Raw genomic sequence first — 22,007 nt, forward strand, 5'->3', positions numbered from 1 at the left:
TGATCTTCAGCATGCCGTCTTCGTTGACGATCGAGCCGCCGTCGGTCTTGATAACGGCCTTGTCGTTGTCGACGACGCTGGCCTTGTAGTAGACGCTCTCGGGCGCCGCGGGAGCAGCGGGGTCGGCCGTGGCGGTACCGGCCGCGACGCCGACAGCAGCAACCAACATCGCGGCGGTCGCGACGAATTTCCTCATCATCATTTTCTGCGGAACCTCGATACAGAGTGGTTCTGGGACATGAGAAATAGAAATCGACGTCAGCTAACGAGCGGTGAACCTGTTGTGTCCGTTCATTCAAATTCTGTTCACCATCGGGCTCTTGCCGATTGTCAGGTTGCGGAAACATGCAGTATGCGTGCGGTTTTCGGACACCACCTACAATTCGAACAAAAAGGACATCGAAGGTGTAGTGTGATGAAGGTCACATCCCCTTGTGGCCCGGTGTGACTCGCCGGTGATTCAAAGTCCGTATTCGCGCCCACGATAGGGTGGCACGGTGCGATTGCTCGTAACCGGCGGAGCCGGATTCATCGGCGCGAACTTCGTCCATCAGACCGTGTCGGATCGACCGGACGTCCGCATCACCGTGCTCGACGCACTGACCTATGCTGGAAATCGCGCCTCGCTGGCGTCGATCGCGGATCGGATCGAGTTCGTACACGGCGATATCGCCGATTCGGGTCTGGTCGACCGACTGGTCTCCGGAGCCGACGCCGTGGTGCATTTCGCGGCCGAATCCCACAACGACAATTCGCTGGCCCGGCCGCGGTCGTTCGTGCAAACCAATATCGTCGGCACATTCACCCTGCTCGAGGCGGTGCGCAAATACGACGTGCGCTATCACCACATCTCGACAGATGAGGTCTACGGCGATCTCGAGCCGGACGACCCGGCATTCACCGAAAACACTCCTTATCAACCGTCCAGCCCGTATTCGGCGACCAAGGCGTCCAGTGATCTGCTCGTCCGTGCCTGGGTGCGCTCGTTCGGGGTGCGGGCGACGATCTCCAACTGCAGTAACAACTACGGTCCGTATCAGCATGTGGAGAAATTCATCCCGCGCCAGATCACCAATCTGATCGACGGGGTGCGACCGCGCCTCTACGGTGCCGGACATCAGATCCGGGACTGGATTCACGTCGCCGATCACAATCGCGCGGTCTGGGAGATTCTCGACCGCGGGCGCATCGGGCAGACCTATCTGATCGGCGCCGACGGTGAACTGGACAACCGGACCGTCGTGGAGTTGCTGCTCGCCGAATTCGGCCGGGACCCCGGCGATTTCGACCACGTCACCGATCGGCCCGGACACGATCAGCGCTACGCCATCGATGCCACCCTGCTGCGCACCGAACTGGGCTGGCGGCCCCGGTACGGCGATTTCCGGGCCGGACTGGCCGCGACCGTCGCCTGGTACCGCGACAACGAAGCGTGGTGGCGCCCGCAGAAGGAACACACCGAACGCGCGTACGCGGCGGCCGGCGAAAAGGTGCTCTAACCCCAGATCACGACGTTGTATTTGATCGCGGCCGCGGCCAGTGCCACCACAGTCGCGACCACCACCGTGATCGCGGGCCCGCGTACCGGCGTCACACCGCGAGAATCGCTCAGCCGCAACGGCATCCACCGCAGCAGCACCGCGAATCCGGCGATCGCCAGCGGTACGAAATAGCGGCCCTGCACGCCGTCGATCATCCAGTAACCGACGGGCGTGAACGACATGTAGAGCGTCACGTAGATCATCGCCACACTGGCCAGTACGGTGAGCGCGACGATCCAGGTGCGCCACCGGTTACCGGTCAGCCGATCCGCGATTCCGGCGCTCACCGCCAGCGCCAGCAGGCAGGCCAGGATCGACAGCGCGGGAACGTCCACATAGGCGAATCCCAGCTCGCCGAAGAATTGGGTGAACCATTTCTCGTCCCGATACCAGATGCTGTCACCGAAGGTATTCGCGAAATGCACCGGATTCGAAAGAATCTCGTGTAGCTGATCGCCCGGACGCACCGAATGCCATTCCGCCGGCTTGCGCATCAGGCCCATACCGTCGCCGGTCGGCGCGGCGATCTTCATCCAGACCGCGAACAGGATCGCGCCCAGCGCCGCGAAGCACCACGGCAGCCAGCGCAGCACGTTCCCGAAGCCGTACTGCCGGGCGGGAATCAGCACCACCAGCATGGCGAGGATGACGTAGGTCGGCTTGCTCAGCGGCAGCGCCAGCGTCGCCGCCAATGCGGCCACCACCTCCGGCTTCGTCAGCCGGGTGTCGAGGAAGACGCCCTTCACCAGCAGGCACGACACCAAGACCGCCAGGGCGTTGGTGACGGTGTCGGCGGTGACCGTACCCGCCTGGAACAGTGCGATCGGCAGCACCGAGACCGTGAAGGCCAGCCACTGGATCCGGAACGCCCGCAGCGCCCGCAGCGCGAATGCCACGATCACCAGATAGGCCAGTAATCCGGCCAGCCGGGTGAGCAGCACCGTATCGCCGACATCGAGGCCGACGGCCTGCGCGAGCCGAATGCCCACGGCCGCGGGCACATACGGCAGCGGGGAGTAGGCGGCGGTGTTGGTGAACCACATCTGCTTGGTCGCGGTCGCGGTCACCGGCGCGGAACCCAGCCGGTCGTAGGCGGTCTCGTCGGCGGCGAGCGGGGCCGGCTCGGTCGGGTGACGGTTGTAGTCGGTGAAGGCGTAGCCCATCAGCCCGTCGATACTCAACGGGATCTGGCCGCCGTAGGAGATGCCGCGGTCGTCGGTGATCCGTTCGGGGGTGAATCCGCCGTGCGCCACCTGATACGCGCGGCCGAACTGCGTGATCTCGTCATGACCCCAGAACGGCGGGGTGATGGTCGCGAACACGATACCGAAGACGCCCGCCACCAGGACGAATACGGCCGCGGCCGGGCCCAGGTGATGCGCGACGGGAGACCAGGCGCGCCGGAGCAGATCCGCGGTCCGCCGCTGATCGGTGGCCCGGCTACTTCCGCGGCTCACCTCGTCGCGCTTCGGCTGCTCGGTGTCGGCTTCGCCGGTCACGGCGCCGGGGTCGGAAGCCTGCCTATCGGCTGCCTCCTTGTCGGCCTGGGTCGTCATCAGTGTGCCTGCCGGACCTGTTCGGGCGTCTCGACGCCGACGGCCGAATACCGCAGGTACATCAGGCGGGCGGCCTCGTGCCGGGACCTGCGGATGCCGTCGAGGATCAGACCGGCGGTCCACGCCAGGCTGCCCAGCAGCAGCAAGGTGAAACCGAGGAACAGCGTCGGGAACCGCGGCACCTGGTGGATTTCGTAGAACTGGATCACGATCGGCACGATCAGGATGATCGAGATCAGCCAGGCCAGCGTTCCGAACAGCCCGTAGAACGCGACCGGTCGTTCGTGCCGGGCCAAGCCGAAGATCAGGCCCAGGATCTTGAATCCGTCGTGGTAGGTGCGCAGTTTGGATTCACTGCCCTCCGGCCGATCGCGGAAGCCCACCCGCACCGAGGTCTGCGGTACCCGCAGGTGCAGCGAATGCACGGTCAATTCGGTTTCGATCTCGAATTCGCGCGACACCGCGGGGAAACTCTTCACGAAGCGGCGGGAGAACACCCGGTATCCGGAAAGCATATCTTCGACGTTTTCGCCGAAGACCTTGCCGACTACGCCGTTGAGCACGCGGTTACCGGCTTCGTGGCCCGCGCGGTACGCCTGCGTGCCCTCGTCCTCTTTCCGCACGCCGAGGACATGGTCGTAGGGGCCGGACAGCAGCGCCTCGATCATCTTCGGGGCGGCGAAGGCGTCGTAGGTGTCGTCGCCGTCGATCATCAGGTAGATATCGGCCTCGATATCGGCGAATGCGCGCCGGACCACGTTGCCCTTGCCCTTGACGGTCTCGGTGCGCACGATCGCGCCCGCCTCGCGGGCACGTTCGGCGGTGGCGTCCGTGCTGCGGTTGTCGTAGACGTAGACGTCGATGCCCGGCACGGCAGCCTTGAGGTCCGTGACGACCTTGGCGACCGCAGCCTCCTCGTTGTGGCAGGGCACGACTGCGGCGATGCGAAGCTCGGTGGGGTTCACCCCGTCAATCCCTCATTTGATCGGCCGATGAAATACGGAACACCGGGAGGGTACAGGTCGGCGCGGGACCCGCGCCCGCTAACCCTCACTGTGTCGGATGCGGGCCGGCGTGCCCCGCCTCGACCTCGCGCCCTGTGCATCCGCTGTGCGGCGCCTGATCACACCCGCCGCGAGCCGCGCTCCCACCTGCGTCACGCGGTGGGGAACCCGGGTGCGGTACCGTCGCCGGGTGGCCAGCAGTGAGACGGCGACCGAACCGGTCGATCGAACCGGCGATAGCTTGCGACACAAGGTCGTCACCGCCTTGCGGCAGGGGGCGGCGTTTCTGGTGGTCGGCGCGATCGGATTTCTCGTCGACGCCGGAACCTACAATGTGCTGGTCTTCTGGGGCGGCGACGGAGTTCTGAATCAGGCGCCGTTGGTCGCGAAGATCATCTCGATTCTGGTGGCCACGGTGGTCACGTATTTCGGCAACAAATGGTGGACTTTCGCGCACAAGCAGGGCGGAAGTCCCGCTCGCGAATATCTGCTGTACGCCGTTTTCAATGTGGTTGCCATCGGATTGCAGCTGGGGTGTCTCGGATTCTCCCGATATGTGCTGCACCTGTCTTCCCCGCTGGCGGACAACATCTCCGGCACCCTGATCGGCCAGATCGTGGCGGTGGTTTTCCGCTACTGGGCCTACGACACTTTCGTCTTCGCCGAGTCCCGCTCGGGTCGGGATATGCGGGACACCCGCACCCGGTCGGGCCGGTGATCGTGCTTCGCAATTGTCGATCACCGGCCCTCCGGTCGGACTCCGCGACGTGAGACGGACATAATGGGTATCGCTCACACCGAGCCTGCACTTAACCGCGCCCGCGCCGGATTCGGCGCCATCGGACACTGTTTACGAGGGATTCCACCATGGATCAGTCGGCTGGCCAGGCCGTGACCGCAACCGAGAACGATCCGCGGATCGCCGAGCCCGCGCCCGGCGCCCTGCGGACCGAGCACCGCGCCCCCGACCGCCTGGTTCTGGCCCGCGGCATTTTCACCGGGCCGGCGCCCAAGATCAGCGACGAACTGTACGCGGTGGTCAAGGGCAAATCGCATCGCGAACGGCTGTCGCTGCGGCTGGAAAAAGGCGCGCACGCCCACACCAACACCTATTTCGGCCGGTTCGCGGCCAGCTACTGGCAGCGCTGGACGACGGTGACCCAGGTCGAGGTCTCGATGCGGGTCGCGGTCGGCGATCGGGCCCGGATCCGGCTGGCCGCCTCCGATATCGCCGGGCACCGGCGCATCATCGACTCCGCGGACGTGGATTCCGACGGCATGGTCACCCTGCGGGCCCCGCTGGATCAGTACGTGGACGGTGGTGCGCTGTGGGTCGAATTCGATGCTGTCGGAGGCGAACTCGGGATCGGTGAGCTCACCTGGACCGCCGCCGCTCCGGACCGGGTCCGCCCGGTCGCGATCGCGATCTGCACTTTCAATCGGGCCGAGGACTGCGCGCACACGGTCGCCGCACTCGCCTCGGATCCGGAAGTGCTGGCCGCCATCGACGCGGTGTACGTGGTCGACCAGGGCACCGACCTGGTTTCGGACCGGGAGCTGTTCCAGCGGACGCAGCCGCTCTTCGGTGACAAACTGCGCTACATCCGGCAGCCGAATCTCGGCGGTGCGGGCGGATTCACCCGCGGGTTGTACGAGGTGTCGGCGGCCAACGAGCACGCCGATGTCATCCTGATGGACGACGATATCCTCTGCGAACCCGAAACGGTGTTGCGGCTCAATGCCTTTGCCAATCTAACGGTGGAACCGACACTGGTCGGCGCGCAGATGCTGTTCCTGCTGAACCCCGACTATCTCAACGTCGGCGCCGAGGAGGTGCACCTGAACGAGTTGCGGCACGGTCAGAAGGTGCCCAAGGCGTTGCGCAACACCAGCATGCTCAAGCGCAATCAGGAGCGCCGCGTCGACGCCGGCTACAACGCCTGGTGGACCTGCCTGATCCCGGCCGAGGTGGTGGCCCGGATCGGGCTGCCGCTGCCGATCTTCTTCCAGTGGGACGACGTCGAATACGGTGTCCGCGCCCGCGAGGCGGGATTCGTGACCGTGACGCTGCCGAACGCGGCGGTCTGGCACGCGGACTTCTACTGGAAGGATTTCGACGACTGGGCGCGCTACTTCAGCATGCGCAATTCGCTCATCGTCAGCTCCATGCACACCGATCTCGACCCGAAGGCGGTGACCCGCAAGCTGTTCCGTGAGATCGCGGAATATCTGGTCGGTATGCAGTACGGCCTCGCGCACACCACGCTGCAGGGCATCGAGGACTTCCTGCAGGGCCCGAAGATTCTGCGCGACGGCGGAATTCAGGCTTTGGCCACCGCTCGAACCAGCCGCGCCGACTACGGCGAGACCAAGAAGCACGCGGCCGCGACCGCACCGGTCCGGCAGTCGGACATCCAGCTCCGCCGCGCGGGCGGTGAACCGAGCCGTCCGCTGCTGGTGCTGGTCAAGCGCGCGATCCAGCAGTGGACCGGGCGTACCCAGCACGGCATCGTGGGCGTCACCCGTGAGGATGCGCACTGGTGGCATCTGGCCCTGTTCGATCACGTCGTGGTCACCGACGCGTCCCAGTCCGGCGTGCGAATCAGGCAGCGCGACAAGGAGAAAGCTCGCACCCTGCTGCTGCGCACCATCCGAGTCCTGCGCCGGCTGCGCCGCGAACTCCCGGAGCTGAGCCGGCAGTACCGCGCGGCGGCGCCGGAATTGACCAGCCGCGAGAACTGGGAACGGCTGTACGGCATCTGATTCGGGTGTCCGCCCGGCACGTCACCGGGCGGGCCTCGGCGAATTCGGTAGTGGCAACACCACTGTGTTCGCGGAGTGCGGACCGAGTTACAGGAACAGGTCCGTGGTCAGCGGGCCGTCACCGGGGACGACGCGGTACTTGTCCAGATCGGTGATGCCGTGCGCGTTCAGCACCTCGTCGTCGATGAAGAAGTTGCCGGTGGTGTCCTTGGCGGAAGAGGTGAGGACAAGGTACGCGGCGTCGGCGTAGATGTCGGGGGTGCGGGAGGTCTGGACCATTTCCTCACCGCCGAGCAGGTTGCGGACCGCGGCGGTGGCGATCGTGGTGCGCGGCCACAGCGAGTTGACGCCGATGCCGTACTTGCGCAGTTCCTCGGCCAAACCCAAGGTGGTGAGCGACATTCCGTACTTGGCGATGGTGTAGCCCAGTGAGCTTCCCGCCCATTTCGGGTCGAGGTTCAGCGGCGGTGACAGGGTGAGGATGTGCGGATTGCGCCCGGCCTCGGCCGACTCCTTCAATGCCGGGATGCTCGTCTTCGACAGCAGAAAACTGCCGCGGCAGTTGATGTCCTGCATCAGGTCGTACTTCTTCATCGACAGCGTTTCGGTCGGTGACAGATCGATCGCCGAGGCGTTGTTGACGACGATATCGATACCGCCGAACCGCTCCACCGTCTGCCGCACGGCTTCGGCGACGCCCTCGTCGTCGCGCACATCGCCGACGAATTTGTGCACCCGACCGCCCGCGGCCTCGAGCTCCTCGGCGGCGGTGTGGATCGTGCCCGGCAGTTTCGGATGCGGCTGATCGGTCTTGGCGATCAGCGTGATGTTCGCACCGTCGGCGGCGGCCCGCTTGGCGATCTCCAGGCCGATGCCGCGGCTACCGCCCGACATGATCATGGTGCGGCCGGCCAGTGGCTTACCAGCTTCGGTCATATCCCTGCTCCCATCTGTGCGATCACCCCGGGCTCCATGATCGGCGATGCCGTGGAGGCCGGGGTGCTGAACTACTCGATTCGCACAGTAGGGCACCGAGCGAGACTATGCAATCAGTTGCATAGCAGTCAGTGTCGATGGCGACGAGGATCACGTTCCTTGTACATCCGCCGCTGCGATTTGCTGATCTCGCGCCACACCCGCTCCCGTTCGGCCCGCAACCGCGCATCGCTGCGGGCGGCGAGCCGCTCGTTCTCGCGCTGCAATTTGCGGTAGCTGTCCAGTCGTCGCGGCGGCAGTTCGCCGCTCTCGAGGGCCGCGAGGATCGCGCATCCGGGTTCGGTGCGGTGACCGCAGTCGGAGAATCGGCACTGCGCTGCCAGCGATTCGATATCGGTGAAGGTCCGGGCCAGACCCTGTTCGGCGTCCCAGAGACCGATCGCCCGAAGTCCGGGTGTGTCGATCAGAGTTCCGCCGCCGGGAATCGGCCGCAACTCGCGATGCGCCGTGGTGTGCCGCCCGCGCTTGTCCGAGGCGCGAACCCGGTCCGTCGCGAAGACTTCTTCGCCCAGTAGCGCATTCGCCAGGGTCGACTTGCCGGCGCCGGACGATCCGATCAGTGCGACCGTTCCGGCCGCCACCGCGCGCAGCGTATCCATACCGGCAGCGGTGGTGGCCGAAACGGCCAGCACCGTCGCACCCGGCGCGGCGGCGCGCACTTCTGACAGTGAAATATCCGGCGCCAGATCGCATTTCGTCAGCACCACCACCGGCTGCGCACCGGACTCCCACACCAGGGCCAGCATCCGCTCGATGCGACCCAGGTCGATCTCGCCGTCGGCGGCGACACAGATCGCGACGGTATCCACATTGGTGGCCAGTACCTGTGCGTCGGAACGGCCGGATACCGTCGCGCGCTGCAGAATCGTGCGGCGCGGCAACAACTTTCGTACCGTGAACGCCGGGCCGGCGGTCGTTTCGGCCGGTGCGACGGCGACCCAGTCACCGGTACACAGGCCGTTGATGTTGGTATCCGCCCGCGGACAGTCGGCGCGTGCGAGCCCGTCGGGCGTCGCGACATCGCATTCACTGCGATCCATCCGGATCACGCGGGCCGGGACCCAGCCGGTATCGAGCAGTCCTGTGTACGCGGCGGAGAGGTCGGCGGTCCAGCCGTAAGGAATGAGACGGTCGTCATCGACCATGAGGGGAGACATCCTTCGTCGGGCACCGAGCCCGCGAAGGGCTCAGTGCATGGGGAGAAGAGTGGAAATACATGCGGCGGAGCGCTTTTCGGTCTGATACCGGGCTCCGGCCGCGACAATTCGACTGTCGACGTTCACGTATTCCACCTCCTCGACCCTCTCGTGTCTCGATACTCGGTTCGGTCGCGTGCGCGACCGGATGGATAAACGATGACAGCCCGCCGCGCGGGCCGCAACGTATTTTTCGGGCCTACTTCTTCCCGGGCTGCGCGTCAGAGCGAGCAGGCGAGCAGCAACTGCAGCAGGATGAGCACCCCGACCACGCCGAGGCTGATGTAGGACACGATCGCGCCCGGCGCGGCTTGCGGCACAGGCCCGATCGCACCGTTGATGAAGGCGATAGCAGGCGATTTGTAGTACACGTGGGTGCTGTGGCCCTCGGTGACCGGCACGGTCGTCTCGGCCGGTCCCATATCCCACAGCCACTTGGTCGCCACTCGTACGTGGTGCTGCCCGGGGCCGACCGGAATGTGGGTTTGTCCCCACTTCGCCACCGGCACCTCCATGCCGTTGACGATGATCTTCGGGCCGGTCAGCGCGAGCAGGAACCCCAGCGGGAAGTACGAGGCGTCGACGACGATGCCCTGCGGTCCGGGTTGCGGCTGGAACTGAACCGTCGGACCGTAGGGGCCGTATTGGCCTTGCGGTGCAACGGGATTGGGCGCACCGTAGGGCATCGGCATCGGCATCGGCATCGGCATCGGCATCGGCATCGGCCCGCCGGTGAACTGCGGCTGGCCCGGGTACGGTTGCGCCCCGTAGGGATTCGCCGGCGGTTGACCGTAGGGCTGTGGCGGAGCCGGGGGAGCGCCCCAACCCGGCGTCTGATGCGGCTGAGAGACGTTGTGCGGCTGGGGGATATGTGGCTGCGAGCCCGCGTGCGGTTGCGGATATCCCGGTGCGGCAACGGCTCCGCTACCGCCGTTCGGCGGCGGCGCGCCGTAGGGACCGTTCGGCTGCGGCGGGGGATACGGCTGTGCACCGTTCGGTGGGAATGGTTGCCCATAGGGTGGCTGCCCACCGTAGGGGTTGCTCACAGCCGTACCTCCTCATGCGAAAAGCACTGATCTAACCGGGTTTATGGAACTGCTCGCGTCGCCCCAGACGCCGCAGCCGCAACCATTCTCGCAGACCGGCCGGATCTTTTTGCTGTACGAGGAAGAACCAGGAGAACCGCGCCCATTCTTGGGGTAGCAGTTTCCGCATCCCGGGCTGTGCCATCAAATAGCCACGGTTGCGGTAGGTGAAATAGCGTTTGACCGGATCGTCCGGATATTGGGTGTGCATGCGGCCGCCCAGAATCGGCTTGAATTCCGCCGACCCGTTCGGATGCAGATACGCCGTCTGCAAACAGGTCCCGAACGGCAGGCCCGAGCGCACCAGCCGCCGGTGCACCTCCACTTCGTCGCCGCGCACGAACAGTCGCAGATCCGGCACGCCGATCACCTCGAGCGCCTCGGCGGAGATCAGGGCGCCGTTGAACAGCGAGGCGATACCGGGCAGGAAGTCCTCGTCACCGAGTTCGGACCGCAGCCGCCGCCACACCACCCCGCGGCGCAGCGGAAATGCCAGCCGATCCGGATCGTCGATATCGGCCACCACCGGCGAGACCTCCGAAAGGCCGTGGCGCTCGGCGCAATCGAGCAACTTCTCGAGCACGTCCGGGCCTTCGGGGCGGCCGTCGTCGTCGGCCAGCCACACCCAGTCCGCGCCCATGGTCAGCGCGTGCAACATGCCGAGGGCGAAGCCGCCCGCACCACCCAGGTTGTGTTCGGAACCCAGATAGGTGGATTCGATCGGCTGTTCTTCCACCAGTTCGCCGACCTCGGGCTCGTTGCCGTTGTCGATGACGATCAAATGGTCGATCGGGCGGGTCTGCGAGGCGAGCACCTTCAGCGATTCGCTCAGCAGTTCCCGGCGTTTGTGGGTCACGACCACCGCGATGATCCGGGCCACTCCGCTGTCCGCGGACGAGGCCGCCTGATCATCCATGGTCGTGTCCTTGCTCTCTGCCGCCGTGGTCATGCGGGATTGCGTTCCAGTTCGAGCTCACGCAGGATCTGCTTCACGTGATCGCCCGCCTCCGGGCCTTCGTACGCGCGCACCACATCCTCGATATCACCCTGCATCCGCAGCGTGCCGTGGTCGATCCACATTGCGGTATCGCACAATTGGGCCAGGAATTCGTTGGAATGGCTGCAGAACACCAGGATTCCGGAGCGCGCCACCAGGTCGCGCAGCCGGTTGCGGGCCTTCTTCATGAATTCCGCGTCGACCGCGCCGATCCCCTCGTCCAGCAGCAGGATCTCCGGATCGATCGAGGTCACCACGCCCATCGCCAACCGCACTCGCATACCGGTGGAATAGGTGCGCAGCGGCATGTTCAGGTATTCACCGAGTTCGGTGAAGTCGGCGATCTCGTCGACCTTGGCGAGCATCTGCTTGCGGGTCTGACCGAGGAACAGCCCGCGGATGATGATGTTCTCGTAGCCGGAGATCTCCGGATCCATCCCGACGCCCAGGTCGAACACCGGCGCCACCCGGCCGCACACCCGCGCGCTGCCGCGGGTGGGCTCGTAGATGCCCGAGAGCAGCCGCAGCAGTGTCGACTTCCCGGCGCCGTTGTGGCCCACCAGGCCGACCCGGTCACCCTCCTTCAGCGACAGCGTGATGTCGCGCAGGGCCTCGACCACGACCACATCGGACTGATTGCGCCCGATGGATCCGCCGGCCTTGCCCAGGAACGCCTTCTTCAGCGAACGTGACTTGGCGTCGAAGATGGGAAACTCCACCCACGCCTGGTGGGTTTCGATGCTTACTCCGGTCATATCGTCCTCTACACCCAGTACGGCACGCGGGAACGGTATTGCTTCAACGCCAGGATCGCCACCGCCCAGCCGACCACGGTGATCGCGCCCACGACCAGCCACGACCGCACCTGCACCGGGTCACCGAGCAAGGGTGCGCGCACGATCTCGAGATAGTGGTAGGTCGGCACCAACTCGACCAGCTTGGCCCGTTCGCTCACCGCCCCGCCCTGATCCCGCAGCGATTTCGTGGTCCACATGACCGGGGTCAGCACGAACAGCATCAGCGTCATACTGCCCAGAATCGGGGCGATATCGCGGTAGCGGGTGGAGAAGATGCCGAACACGATCGACACCCACGCCGAGTTCAGGAACACCAGCGCGATGGCGGGAATCGCCAGCAGCACCGTCCAATCCAGATGTTCCCAGACGCCGAAAGCTACCAGCATGACCAGATAGATCACGATGTTGTGTGCGAAGAACAGGAACTGCCGCCACACCAGCCGATAGACGTGCACGCTCAGCGCCGAGGGCAGCTGTTTGATCAGCCCCTCGTTGGCGATGAACACGTCCGAACCCTCGAGGATGCTGGCGTTGATCACGTTCCAGACGATCAGGCCGACGGTCACATACGGCAGATACGTCCACAGGTCCTGATTCAGGATCGCCGCGTAGAGGACACCCATCGCGGCCGCCTGCACGCCGGTGGCGATGGTGATCCAGAACGGGCCGATCACCGATCGCCGGTAGCGCTGCTTGATGTCTTGCCAGCCCAGCTGTAGCCACAGCTCACGCTGAGCGAACCCCTCGCGGAGGTCTTTGAAGGCCCGCGGGAACGTTTGCGCATCCGACATCAGGGGCACCGAGGCGTCGGCCGGGCGTTCGGCTGTGGCCGAATCGGCAGGGGCAGCTGCTGGCACAGTGCACGACTGTAGCGCAGAGCCGGTCCCCGCCGGTGGGGGCTCGAGGGTATCCGATGATCGGCGGTGTTCAGAGGTACTGACCGCCCCCGGTGACCGATCCACCCTGTCCGCCTTCGCGCGGGATGTGCGCACCCGACGGCAGAGCGTGACGCATCTGCTCGAGCTGCGCGCGGGCCGCCATCTGCTGGGCGAACAGCGCGGTCTGAATGCCGTGGAACAGACCCTCCAGCCAGCCGACCAGCTGGGCCTGGGCGATCCGCAGTTCCGCATCGGACGGCACGGAATCCTCGCTGAACGGCAGCGCGAGCCGCTCGAGTTCGTCGCGCAGCTCAGGGGAGAGACCCTGCTCGAGCTCGTGCACCGAGGTCCTGTGGATCTCTTTGAGCCGGCTGCGGCTCGCGTCGTCCAGCGGAGCCGCGCGTACCTCCTCGAGCAGCTGCTTGATCATGGTGCCGATCCGCATCACCTTCGCGGGCTGCTCGACCATATCGGCGAGTGATTCCTCGCCGCTGGTCTGCGCGCCCTCGGCGTCGGTCTCGCCCTCGCCGACCACCTGCCCGGCGAACGGCGCCTCACCCTGGGCGCCGGCCGGAATAACCAGCGGCCGCCCCTCGGGTCCGATCACCACGATGGAATCCGGTGCTCCGTCCGATTGCGTCATGGCATCCATGATGTCTGCTTCCCGCGCCGAGCGCTAAGTGAACGACGCATCGCCCGGTGGGGGCGCCGTGCCGGAACGGGGTATGCGGTCCGATTTCGGGCGGAAGTATTCTGTTGCGGTTCTGTCAGCCTCGTGTGTGGTTCGGTTTGTGAAAGTCGGTTGCCATGTCGCGTGATATCGCATTGGGTCGGCGCACGGTTCCGCCGACTTGCCCGCTGCCCTTAGAGTGGCCAGCATGACTTACGACGTCGCGAGGGTTCGGGGGTTGATACCGTCCCTGGGCGACGGCTGGATCCATCTGGACCCACAGGCAGGAATGCTGGTCCCGGATTCGGTATCGCGCGCCGTGTCAACCGGTTTCCGGACCTCTGCGTTTTCGCACACCAATCGTCATGCCGCCGCGCGCCGCAGTGGTGCGATTCTCGACGCGGCCCGGGAGGCGGTAGCCGATCTCGTCGGCGGCGATCCGGCGGGTGTCGTACTCGGCCCGGACCGGGCCGTCCTGCTGGCCTGGTTGGCCGAATCGCTGAGTTCGCGGCTCGGGCTCGGCACCGGCATCGTGCTCTCGCGCCTGGACGACGAGGCCAATGTGGCCCCATGGCTGCGCATCGCCAACCGCTACGGCGCCCACGTGCGCTGGGCCGAGGTGGAGATCGAAACCTGCGAGATGCCGGCCTGGCAGTTCGAGGAACTGATCGGCCCGACCGCGCGACTGGTCGCCGTCACCGCCGCCTCGCCGATCGTCGGTTCCGCGCCCGCGGTCCGGGTCGCCGCCGACCGGGTGCACGAGGTGGGCGGGCTGCTGGTGGCCGACTGTTTCGGCGCGGCGCCCTACGCTCTGATCGACATCGATGAACTCAATGCCGATGTCGTCGCTCTCTCCGCGCCGGCCTGGGGTGGCCCGCAGATCGGCGCGCTGGTGTTCCGCGATCCGGCATTTCTGGATCGCATTCCCTCGATGTCGCTCAATCCCTACGCCAAGGGCGCCGAGCGGCTCGAGGTCGGCGGACATCAGTACGCGTTGCTGGCGGGCCTGACCACCTCCATCGACTATCTCGCCGGGCTGGACGAACAGGCCACCGGCAGCCGCCGGGAGCGGCTGGAGGTATCGATTACCTCGCTGCAGGACTATCACGACCAGCTGTTCGAACATCTGATGGAGGTGCTCGACGCGGTCCCGGATCTGACCGTGATCGGCCGCGCTTCCACCCGCATCCCCACGGTCAGCTTCACCATCGCGGGGATGCAGGCGGAGAAGATCTCCGCCGAACTCGCCGATCACCGCATCGGAACGGTCAGCGGCGCGCACGGCGGCAGCCGCTTGCTCGACGCGCTGGGCGTCAACGACGAGGGCGGCGCGGTCACCCTCGGATTGGCGCCCTACACATCGAAATTCGAGATCGAACAGCTCGGCCGGGCGCTGAACTCACTGGAGAAGTAGGTCACGGCCGTCCGACGCGTGGTCGCCGGGTGCGGCGGACGTTCACGCCTCGTCGATGCGCAGGACCACCTTGCCGACGGTTTCGGCCGAATCGAGCAGTTCGTGCGCGTGCGCCGCCTCCGTGACCGGGATCTCGGCATGTACCACCGGCACCACCGCGCCCTCCGCGATCAGCGGCCACAGCTGCCGCCGCAACTCCGCGATGATCTCGGCCTTACTCGACCGCCCGGTGGCCGGCCGCTTACGCAGATTGGTGGCATGGATGGTGCCGCGCTTACCGAGCAGCTCCGCCAGATTCAGTTCGCCCTTCGCTCCGCCCTGCATGCCGATCACACACAGCTGTCCGTCCTCGGCGAGGGCGGTGACGTTACGCGGCAAGTATTTCGCGCCCATATTGTCGAGAATGATGTCGGCGCCACCCAATTCGCCGATAACTTCCACGAAATCCTGTTCCCGATAATTGATTCCGATGCTCGCACCCAATTCGGCGCAGCGATCCAATTTGTATTGTGAACCAGCGGTCACCGCGACGCGCGCACCGCGATTCACCGCGACCTGAATGGCATGGGTCCCGATGCCGCTACCGCCGCCGTGGACGAGTAGCAGTTGCCCGGCGTGTAATCCGGCGCGCATTACCAGATTCGACCACACGGTGGCGGCGACCTCCGGAAGTGCCGCTGCCGCAGCCAGATCCAGGCCTTCGGGCACCGGCAGTACCTGACTCGCGGCGACCACCACGCGCTGGGCGTAGCCGCCGCCGGACAGCAGTGCGCACACCCGATCGCCCGGCCGCGGATCCCGCACGCCTGCGCCGGCCTCGGCCACGACGCCGGACACCTCGAGGCCCAGGATGTCGCTGGCACCCGGCGGTGGCGGATAGAAACCCTGGCGCTGCAATAGATCCGCGCGATTGACCCCGGCCGCCACCACGTCGATCGCCACCTCGCCCGGCCCGGGCGGCGGCAGATCCGGCACCTCCGCCCAGCGGATCACCTCGGGTCCACCGAAACCGTCCAATGTCACCGCATACATAACTCGACTCTATGTGCTCGCCGCGCTGGAACGGGTGCGGCTGTGGATCCGCTCCGGGTGATCTTGTCCGCGGGTCGCTGACCAGGCGACATTGCTTCCATTCGGGCCAATAGAATGACGCCATGGCTTACGAACCGAGTGGTCGCCCGGCATCGCCGCCGTGGTTGAGCTCGGCACAGCAGCGGGCGTGGCGTGCCTTCATGGACGGGCACCAGCGTCTGATGGTGGAACTGAACCGCCAGCTCCAGGCCGACAGCGATATGAGCCTGCCCGAATACCGCATCCTGGTGATGCTCTCCGAGGCCCCGGGCGGTTCGCTGCGGATGAGCGATCTCGCCGACGGTGTGCTGTCCTCGCGCAGCCGCCTCACCCACCAGATCCGCCGCATGGAGGATCAGGGCATGGTCCGCCGCACCAGCTGCGAAGAGGACGGCCGCGGTGTCCGCGCCCACCTCACCGAGGAAGGTATGCGCCGCCTGCGCGCCGCCGCCCCCGGCCATGTAGCCGCGGTCCGCCGCACTTTCGTAGACCTGCTCAGCCCCGAAGAACTCACCGCCATCGGCGACGCCTTCGACCGAGTGAACGCCAAGACCGATCCGCGGCGAACCTGAGCTGACGCGCGGCGAACGTCGGCGTGCCGGGTGTAGCTCCACCGATACCCCGTTCGAACCGAATCGCCCGCCGGCGTTCCGATCGGAGAAGCAGGCGGGTAACGCTCCTGTCACTGCACCCGATCGAACTGCAGTACCCGCTGTGGGAACGATTCCGATTTCGATTGGATTGGGGGACGGCCGGCCCGATGAGCACTCACCGAAAGCACGGCACAGCACCGATTTTGATCCTGGTACCCGCCGTCGCGGGGATGTATCTGGCAGCTGGTTGCGCACTTCCCGATTCGCCCGCGGCCACCGGAACCACGAGCACGACGACCCTGTCGACCCCACCGACCACCGCATCGATACCGACGTCCACCGCGTGGACGGCGATGCGCACTCTCAGCACGCCGACCACGACCGTCGCGCCGGCCACGATCGAGCCGGTGGCCGACGACTATGCCGCGGTGTGTGCCGACGCTGTCAGCGGGGTCCGCGTCGACGACACCGAGTGCGACGATGCGACGGAAACCTATGTCGGCGACGATGCCACCGCCGCCGAGTACGCCGCGGCCGGCCTCGCGGGCGGTGCTGTGGGTGCTGCCATGTGGTACTACTACACGACTCGCAACCGGGTGGTCGCCCCAGCGATCGGCGCTCGCGTCGCGGGCGGTAGCTACGCCACCCCGCTCCCGAGCCTCGCCCGCACCCCCGCCATCTACCGATCCGGCAGCATCGACCCTAGCGGTGGAGCGATCACCAGCAGCACCATCCATCGTGGCGGCCTCGGACACCGAGATCACAGCGGCTCTTAGCGGAGTTGACCAGGGACGTTGTTCCCGTTTGTCCGTCGATGTGCACACGACGACGAGCAGGCATGTGCCGGACCGGAGATAGCCATGCCGCTCGGCGCCGTGGCGGCGCCCATCGCCTCTGCAGATAGCCCTTCCGGCACCACGGCGAAACCGAATCAAGACTGGAAACGACTGCGGCGCCGACCGATACGCCGGTTGGCGCCATAGTCGTCGACGCGCATGCCTGCGAACCGGTGTTGCTTCGCTCACCTGACGAATCGGCACAAGGCGGCCGTGGAACCACGGTGTCGGCTAGAGACGTGTCGCGGTGCGGACGAGGTCGGCGACGGCTTTGGATCTGCTGTGTGGTGGCCAGGCGATGACGGTCGTGACCGCCGGCGCGTCCGGCACCGGCACGATCGCGTGACCGTCGCGTAGCTGGGTTCGGACCGACTCGGGCATCACCGCGCAGGTTCGTCCGAGCGCGATCAGCTGGGCCAGCTGGGTGTGGTCGCGAACCTGCGGGCCGGAGCCGTCGGGATAGCTCCCGTCCCGTCGGGGCCAGCGCGGCAGGGGCAGATCGGTCAGCGCGGAGACCTCGGCCAACGACAGGTGGGGCCGGTCGGCGAGGGGATGGCCCGCGGGCAGGACCAGAACCTGTCGTTCGGTGTGCAGAGCCTCGGTGTCGAGTCCGGCGGTCGTGTCGAAGGGCCGGTGGAGCAGAGCGACGTCGGCACGGCCGTCGCGCAGCAGCGCCTCCTGCTCGCCGGGCCCGCACAGCAGCACCTCGACGGGGACAGCGCCCGGTTCGGCGGCGTAGGCGTCCAGCAGCTTCGACAGCAGTTCGCTGGACGCTCCGGCCTTCGTGGCCAGCACGACACCGGGCCGACCGGCGGCGCGGCGAGTGCGGCGCTCCGCGGCTTCGACCGCGGCGAGCGCGGCACGGGCCTCCCGCAAAAGCACCGACCCGGCCTCGGTCAGGGCGATCGAACGAGTGGTGCGATGCAGCAGAACCACGCCGAGACGCCGTTCGAGCTGTCGGATCGCCCGGGACAGCGGTGGTTGTGCCATGGCGAGCCGCCGCGCCGCTCGCCCGAAATGCAACTCCTCGGCGACGGCGACGAAGTATCGCAACTCCCGCGTCTCCACCACGTCATCGTATCCGGCATTGATACCCGTGCGGTATCAACGGCCACCCAGTCGGTGTTGGACCCGCCACCTGAGACCGAACCAGGATCGACGGTATGAGTGAACAGACGATCGCGCTGGTGACCGGCGCGAACAAGGGAATCGGATACGAGATCGCGGCGGGGCTGGGCGCCCTCGGCTGGCGCATCGGTGTGGGCGCGCGCGATGGACACCGCCGCGACACGGCGGTGGAGAAGTTACGCGCGGCCGGGATCGATGCCTTCGGCGTTCCGCTCGACGTGACCGACGGCGCGAGCGTGGCCGCCGCGGCCGATCTGATCGCCGACCGCGCCGGAGGGCTCGACGTCCTGGTCAACAACGCCGCGATCACCGGCGGCATGCCGCAGGCTCCCACCTCGGTCGATCCCGCGACCGTGCGAGCTGCCGTGGAAACCAACGTGATCGGGGTCATCCGTGTCACCAACGCGATGCTGCCCATGTTGCGCGCTTCGGCAGCGCCGCGAATCGTGAACATGTCCAGCAGCGTCGGCTCCCTCACGCTGCAGACCACACCCGGCACGGACACCGGCCCGATTTCCGCTGCCTACGCGGCGTCGAAGACCTTCCTGAACGCAGTCACCGTCCAATACGTCAAGGAACTGGCCGACACCAACATCCTGATCAACGCCGGCTGCCCCGGTTTCACCGCCACCGACCTCAACGGCTTCCGCGGCGTCCGAACCCCGCAACAGGGCGCCGCGATCGCAATCCACCTCGCCACCTTGCCCGACGACGGACCGACCGGCGGATTCTTTTCCGACGCCGGAACAGTGCCCTGGTGACAGGCCCCTGACCTGCGGTGGGTGTGGGATTTGAACCCACGGTGGCGTGAACCACGACGGTTTTCAAAGTAGCCCGGCGGGCTTTTGGTGATTCGTGGCGGTTTTGTGACGTTGGGCGTGTGAGCTGACCAGTTGCTGGCTAAGTTGGTGGAGGTTGGTTGCGTCGGAGGCTGCCGCGGGCCGGTTGCTGGCCCGCGGCAGAAAACCTCGTCGGCTGGTGACATGAATGCAGTTTCAGAGGCACTCGTCGGGATCGTTCAACCCCTTATATCTTGTGTAGCCATGCATTAGAAAATCGGCATAAGCCAACAATGCTCGTGCTCGGGCTCGAACAAAAGTCTCGTAATCGTCATCGAAGAGCGAGTTAGGGCATGCGGCAGACCTTAGAATTTCGTCGATTGACGCGGGCGGCATCTTCTTCTTGTAAACGCTTGGTGCATCGCCGGAGAGCAAGTTGTTGTCGATCGCCGAGATAATTGCAAAGTTTGCCAGCCTATTGATTTCTGTGGTGGTTTTTCCAAGCTTCTTCAGGAAACTCCTGGGCATTAAGTGATGGAACTGGTCTCGATTGTAGGATTGAAGCACCGGGCCTAAGTCAATAACTGTGCCAGATATGAATGAACGGGGCATCCTGTTAGCCAAGAGTAGTATCAAAGTTTTGGTGTGGACGGTCCCTATTGTGAAGGATTGGTCCAAAAAGTACTCTTCGTCGAGCGTGACTCCGAAGGAATCAATATTTGATGTGCCACGCTCCCTCAGTGCAATCATCTCGGTGATATCGCGCGTTAGATTGCGTAGTACGCCAGCGCTAAATCTGCGCGAGAAGCAGGATTTCCAGATCCATCTCTCGATTGCGGCGCGTTGTCCATCGCTCATCCTTATGCTCTTACCGTCTTCGACAGCAAAGAATACCGCAAGTGGTACCAGTAACGACGAATAGGGAAGGTTGGCAAGCGTCCTTACCTTCAAATTTGATCGCAAGAAATCAATCGCTCCCTTGACGCCGTTCTCGATCTCGTCGAACCGCGCACGTACATCCGCACCCTTAAGGCCCATCAAGGTGGCTGGGGAAGCGTCCTTAGCCACAACGGCCGCGCAGCATCGGAGTATGAGATTAGTGTCTTCTGATATATCCCCGAATCCGTGATCTGATACTTCGTCTGCGAGTGTTCTTATCCGCTCTTGCAGGTTAAAGTCGTCGCTCCATGTCCAGGCCGATAGAAGTTGGAACGTGTCCAACTCGACACCTAGCCGATTAACACGTTCGAATACAATCGCAACCTTAGCCCTGTCCTCAGTAGCAACCTCCTGTGTCGGGATCGTTGCTTCCTTGAAGACGGACTGTACGCGGTCTATCAGTTCAGCTTGCTTCGCCGGAAGAGGTTCGGTCGCCTTACGGTAAGCTGTGACGTCGAAAAATGTTCCTATCGGAAAGTGCTGACTCGCATCCAGCTCACCTGCCTGCGGGCAGACAAATTGACTTTCCTGAAGATCCGCCTCTGCGCTCATGTCGAAGTAGACCTTAGTCCACGGCGCATCCTCCGCCGGAGTCAGCTCTGTCTGAAACACCCCGAAAATGGAAGTTAGTCGCTGCTGCCCGTCGAGAACGTAGTCAATTGGGTACTCAGGTTCGACATCCGGCAACTCAAATGGCCCGAGCTGTCGCTCATAATTTAGCTTTTCTTTTGTCCGCCACAAGATGAGCGCTCCGAAAGGATAGCCTTTATAGATCGAGTCCATTAAATAAGCAACACGCTCAGCATCCCAGACGAACCCGCGCTGGAATGCTGGCACTCTGATGGTGCCGTTTTGGACCTGCTCAAGGATTCTCCGGATGGTTAGTGGCATCATTTCCTCGGTCGCTTGTGGTAACTGGTCTAGCTGTACTCTACAACCAGATAATGAAACGTGGCGGCACAAACGGAAGACGGAGCCGGACTCTTGAAGGCGGGCTTCTGTCCATCCTTAAGAGCCAGCTAAGTTTCCCTGTCGACCCGCGGTTTTCGAGGTGGCGTCTGGCAGGCAGCTAGACAGTTGAGTACTTAGCGCTGGTCGGCGCGGCCAAGCGCGAGAAGAGAGGACTGAAAGAAGGAATCTGGGCCAGGGAAGACCGGCACGAGGATAACCGGCACCCGCACTGGGGAAAGGTTCCAATTCGGGGCGGCGTGGTGCCCGGCCCCGGTCTGTAGCCAGAATTACCGGGGAGGCATTTATGCGGATCCGCCGGCGGGCTAAACCCAATACGCTGCGGCTGCGAGTGTGTCGACGTGCTCAATACGAATAGCCAGCGGGCGTGGCACCTTGTCGCGGACGTCGAAGGAGCTCAAGCAGCTCATCGAGTGCCCCGGTGAACGGGGTGCCCGATCGACAGATATGCGGATCAAGTCGCGATAGATCGGCGCCGTACATCGCTGGCTATCAGTGCCGGCGCCAACATCAAGGTCGTGCAACGCATGCTCGGGCACAAGACCGCGACTCTGACACTCGACCTCTACGGCCACCTGTTCCCCGATGACCTGGACACCGTTGCTGCTGGGATGGACGCGGGCGCCGAAGCCGCTGCGGGCCAGCTGCGGGCGAACCCGTGCAGGACTCGACCGACGAACCGGAAAACAGCCCCTCACCTGCGGTGGGTGTGGGATTTGAACCCACGGTGGCGTGAACCACGACGGTTTTCAAGACCGTTCCCTTAGGCCGCTCGGGCAACCCACCTCGTTCCGG

Annotated in this window: 19 protein-coding genes, 1 tRNA gene and 2 pseudogenes; 8 read left to right on the forward strand and 14 right to left on the reverse strand. The window is 65.0% G+C overall.

Translation table 11 applies throughout. From position 1 onward, the window contains the following. Positions 1-202 (reverse strand): annotated as a pseudogene (locus tag C5E41_RS13205) (hypothetical protein); the annotation flags it as partial. A gap of 295 nt (positions 203-497) precedes the next feature. On the opposite strand from C5E41_RS13205, the gene rfbB reads away from it, so the two are divergent. Beyond that, positions 498-1,499 carry a dTDP-glucose 4,6-dehydratase gene (gene rfbB / locus C5E41_RS13210; protein WP_104376136.1) on the forward strand — a complete coding sequence of 334 codons (1,002 nt, stop codon included), beginning with the start codon at positions 498-500 and terminating at the stop codon, positions 1,497-1,499. Here rfbB and C5E41_RS13215 read toward each other — a convergent pair. Then, positions 1,496-3,097, reverse strand: coding sequence for a DUF2142 domain-containing protein (locus C5E41_RS13215; protein ID WP_104376137.1), 1,602 nt, complete (start codon positions 3,095-3,097; stop codon positions 1,496-1,498). The two genes, rfbB and C5E41_RS13215, sit on opposite strands and share 4 nt — an antisense overlap. Then, a complete protein-coding gene (locus C5E41_RS13220) occupies positions 3,097-4,062 on the reverse strand; it encodes a glycosyltransferase (RefSeq protein WP_104376138.1) in 966 nt (321 codons plus the stop codon). The genes C5E41_RS13215 and C5E41_RS13220 overlap by 1 nt, the downstream gene beginning before the upstream one ends. Before the next feature lie 229 nt (positions 4,063-4,291). On the opposite strand from C5E41_RS13220, the gene C5E41_RS13225 reads away from it, so the two are divergent. Then, the gene (locus tag C5E41_RS13225; protein ID WP_258080951.1) at positions 4,292-4,819 is read left to right on the forward strand and encodes a GtrA family protein; all 528 of its coding nucleotides are present in this window, start codon (positions 4,292-4,294) and stop codon (positions 4,817-4,819) included. A gap of 149 nt (positions 4,820-4,968) precedes the next feature. Next, entirely contained in the window at positions 4,969-6,864 is a 1,896-nt protein-coding gene (locus C5E41_RS13230; protein ID WP_104376139.1) for a glycosyltransferase, read from the forward strand. A gap of 87 nt (positions 6,865-6,951) precedes the next feature. On the opposite strand, the gene C5E41_RS13235 is transcribed toward C5E41_RS13230, so the two are convergent. The 7 genes from C5E41_RS13235 to C5E41_RS13265 all read right to left on the reverse strand — a co-directional run bounded on the left by C5E41_RS13235 (position 6,952) and on the right by C5E41_RS13265 (position 13,456). Next, positions 6,952-7,800, reverse strand: a complete 849-nt coding sequence (locus C5E41_RS13235) for an SDR family oxidoreductase (RefSeq protein ID WP_104376140.1) — start codon at positions 7,798-7,800, stop codon at positions 6,952-6,954. Between the two features lie 128 nt (positions 7,801-7,928). After that, on the reverse strand, positions 7,929-9,005 hold the full coding sequence (gene rsgA, locus C5E41_RS13240; RefSeq protein WP_104376141.1) for a ribosome small subunit-dependent GTPase A: 1,077 nt from the start codon (positions 9,003-9,005) through the stop codon (positions 7,929-7,931). A gap of 272 nt (positions 9,006-9,277) precedes the next feature. After that, entirely contained in the window at positions 9,278-10,102 is an 825-nt protein-coding gene (locus tag C5E41_RS35065) for a hypothetical protein (protein WP_258080952.1), read from the reverse strand. A 31-nt stretch (positions 10,103-10,133) separates the two neighbouring features. After that, entirely contained in the window at positions 10,134-11,057 is a 924-nt protein-coding gene (gene glfT1, locus C5E41_RS13250) for a galactofuranosyltransferase GlfT1 (RefSeq protein ID WP_104376290.1), read from the reverse strand. A 29-nt stretch (positions 11,058-11,086) separates the two neighbouring features. Then, the gene (gene wzt, locus C5E41_RS13255) at positions 11,087-11,893 is read right to left on the reverse strand and encodes a galactan export ABC transporter ATP-binding subunit Wzt/RfbE (protein ID WP_104376142.1); all 807 of its coding nucleotides are present in this window, start codon (positions 11,891-11,893) and stop codon (positions 11,087-11,089) included. An 8-nt stretch (positions 11,894-11,901) separates the two neighbouring features. Next, a complete protein-coding gene (gene wzm / locus C5E41_RS13260; protein WP_104376143.1) occupies positions 11,902-12,726 on the reverse strand; it encodes a galactan export ABC transporter permease subunit Wzm/RfbD in 825 nt (274 codons plus the stop codon). Positions 12,727-12,862: 136 nt separating this feature from the next. Further along, positions 12,863-13,456 carry a bacterial proteasome activator family protein gene (locus C5E41_RS13265; RefSeq protein ID WP_104376291.1) on the reverse strand — a complete coding sequence of 198 codons (594 nt, stop codon included), beginning with the start codon at positions 13,454-13,456 and terminating at the stop codon, positions 12,863-12,865. 235 nt (positions 13,457-13,691) lie between these two features. Here C5E41_RS13265 and C5E41_RS13270 point away from each other — a divergent pair, with 235 nt between their 5' ends. Next, positions 13,692-14,897 carry a cysteine desulfurase-like protein gene (locus C5E41_RS13270; protein WP_104376144.1) on the forward strand — a complete coding sequence of 402 codons (1,206 nt, stop codon included), beginning with the start codon at positions 13,692-13,694 and terminating at the stop codon, positions 14,895-14,897. A 42-nt stretch (positions 14,898-14,939) separates the two neighbouring features. Here C5E41_RS13270 and C5E41_RS13275 read toward each other — a convergent pair whose 3' ends face one another. Then, positions 14,940-15,929: an NAD(P)H-quinone oxidoreductase gene (locus C5E41_RS13275; protein ID WP_104376145.1), complete on the reverse strand. Its 990-nt coding sequence runs from the start codon at positions 15,927-15,929 to the stop codon at positions 14,940-14,942. Positions 15,930-16,051: 122 nt separating this feature from the next. Between C5E41_RS13275 and C5E41_RS13280 the strand changes: the two genes are divergently transcribed. Continuing rightward, on the forward strand, positions 16,052-16,540 hold the full coding sequence (locus C5E41_RS13280) for a MarR family winged helix-turn-helix transcriptional regulator (RefSeq protein WP_258080953.1): 489 nt from the start codon (positions 16,052-16,054) through the stop codon (positions 16,538-16,540). 188 nt (positions 16,541-16,728) lie between these two features. Next, on the forward strand, positions 16,729-17,337 hold the full coding sequence (locus C5E41_RS13290; protein ID WP_146097535.1) for a hypothetical protein: 609 nt from the start codon (positions 16,729-16,731) through the stop codon (positions 17,335-17,337). 291 nt (positions 17,338-17,628) lie between these two features. On the opposite strand, the gene C5E41_RS13295 is transcribed toward C5E41_RS13290, so the two are convergent. Beyond that, a complete protein-coding gene (locus tag C5E41_RS13295) occupies positions 17,629-18,465 on the reverse strand; it encodes a LysR family transcriptional regulator (protein WP_104376292.1) in 837 nt (278 codons plus the stop codon). Between the two features lie 95 nt (positions 18,466-18,560). Here C5E41_RS13295 and C5E41_RS13300 point away from each other — a divergent pair, with 95 nt between their 5' ends. Continuing rightward, the gene (locus tag C5E41_RS13300) at positions 18,561-19,286 is read left to right on the forward strand and encodes an SDR family oxidoreductase (RefSeq protein ID WP_104376149.1); all 726 of its coding nucleotides are present in this window, start codon (positions 18,561-18,563) and stop codon (positions 19,284-19,286) included. Between the two features lie 234 nt (positions 19,287-19,520). Here the strand turns inward: C5E41_RS13300 and C5E41_RS13305 are convergent, their stop codons facing one another. Then, the gene (locus C5E41_RS13305) at positions 19,521-21,137 is read right to left on the reverse strand and encodes a DUF262 domain-containing protein (protein ID WP_104376150.1); all 1,617 of its coding nucleotides are present in this window, start codon (positions 21,135-21,137) and stop codon (positions 19,521-19,523) included. Between the two features lie 557 nt (positions 21,138-21,694). On the opposite strand from C5E41_RS13305, the pseudogene C5E41_RS35070 reads away from it, so the two are divergent. Then, positions 21,695-21,862 (forward strand): annotated as a pseudogene (locus C5E41_RS35070) (site-specific integrase); the annotation flags it as partial. 51 nt (positions 21,863-21,913) lie between these two features. Here the strand turns inward: C5E41_RS35070 and C5E41_RS13315 are convergent. Further along, a tRNA-Ser gene (locus tag C5E41_RS13315) sits at positions 21,914-21,998 on the reverse strand. Positions 21,999-22,007: the final 9 nt, after the last annotated feature.

Source organism: Nocardia nova (assembly GCF_002933465.1).
GTDB lineage: Bacteria > Actinomycetota > Actinomycetes > Mycobacteriales > Mycobacteriaceae > Nocardia > Nocardia nova_B.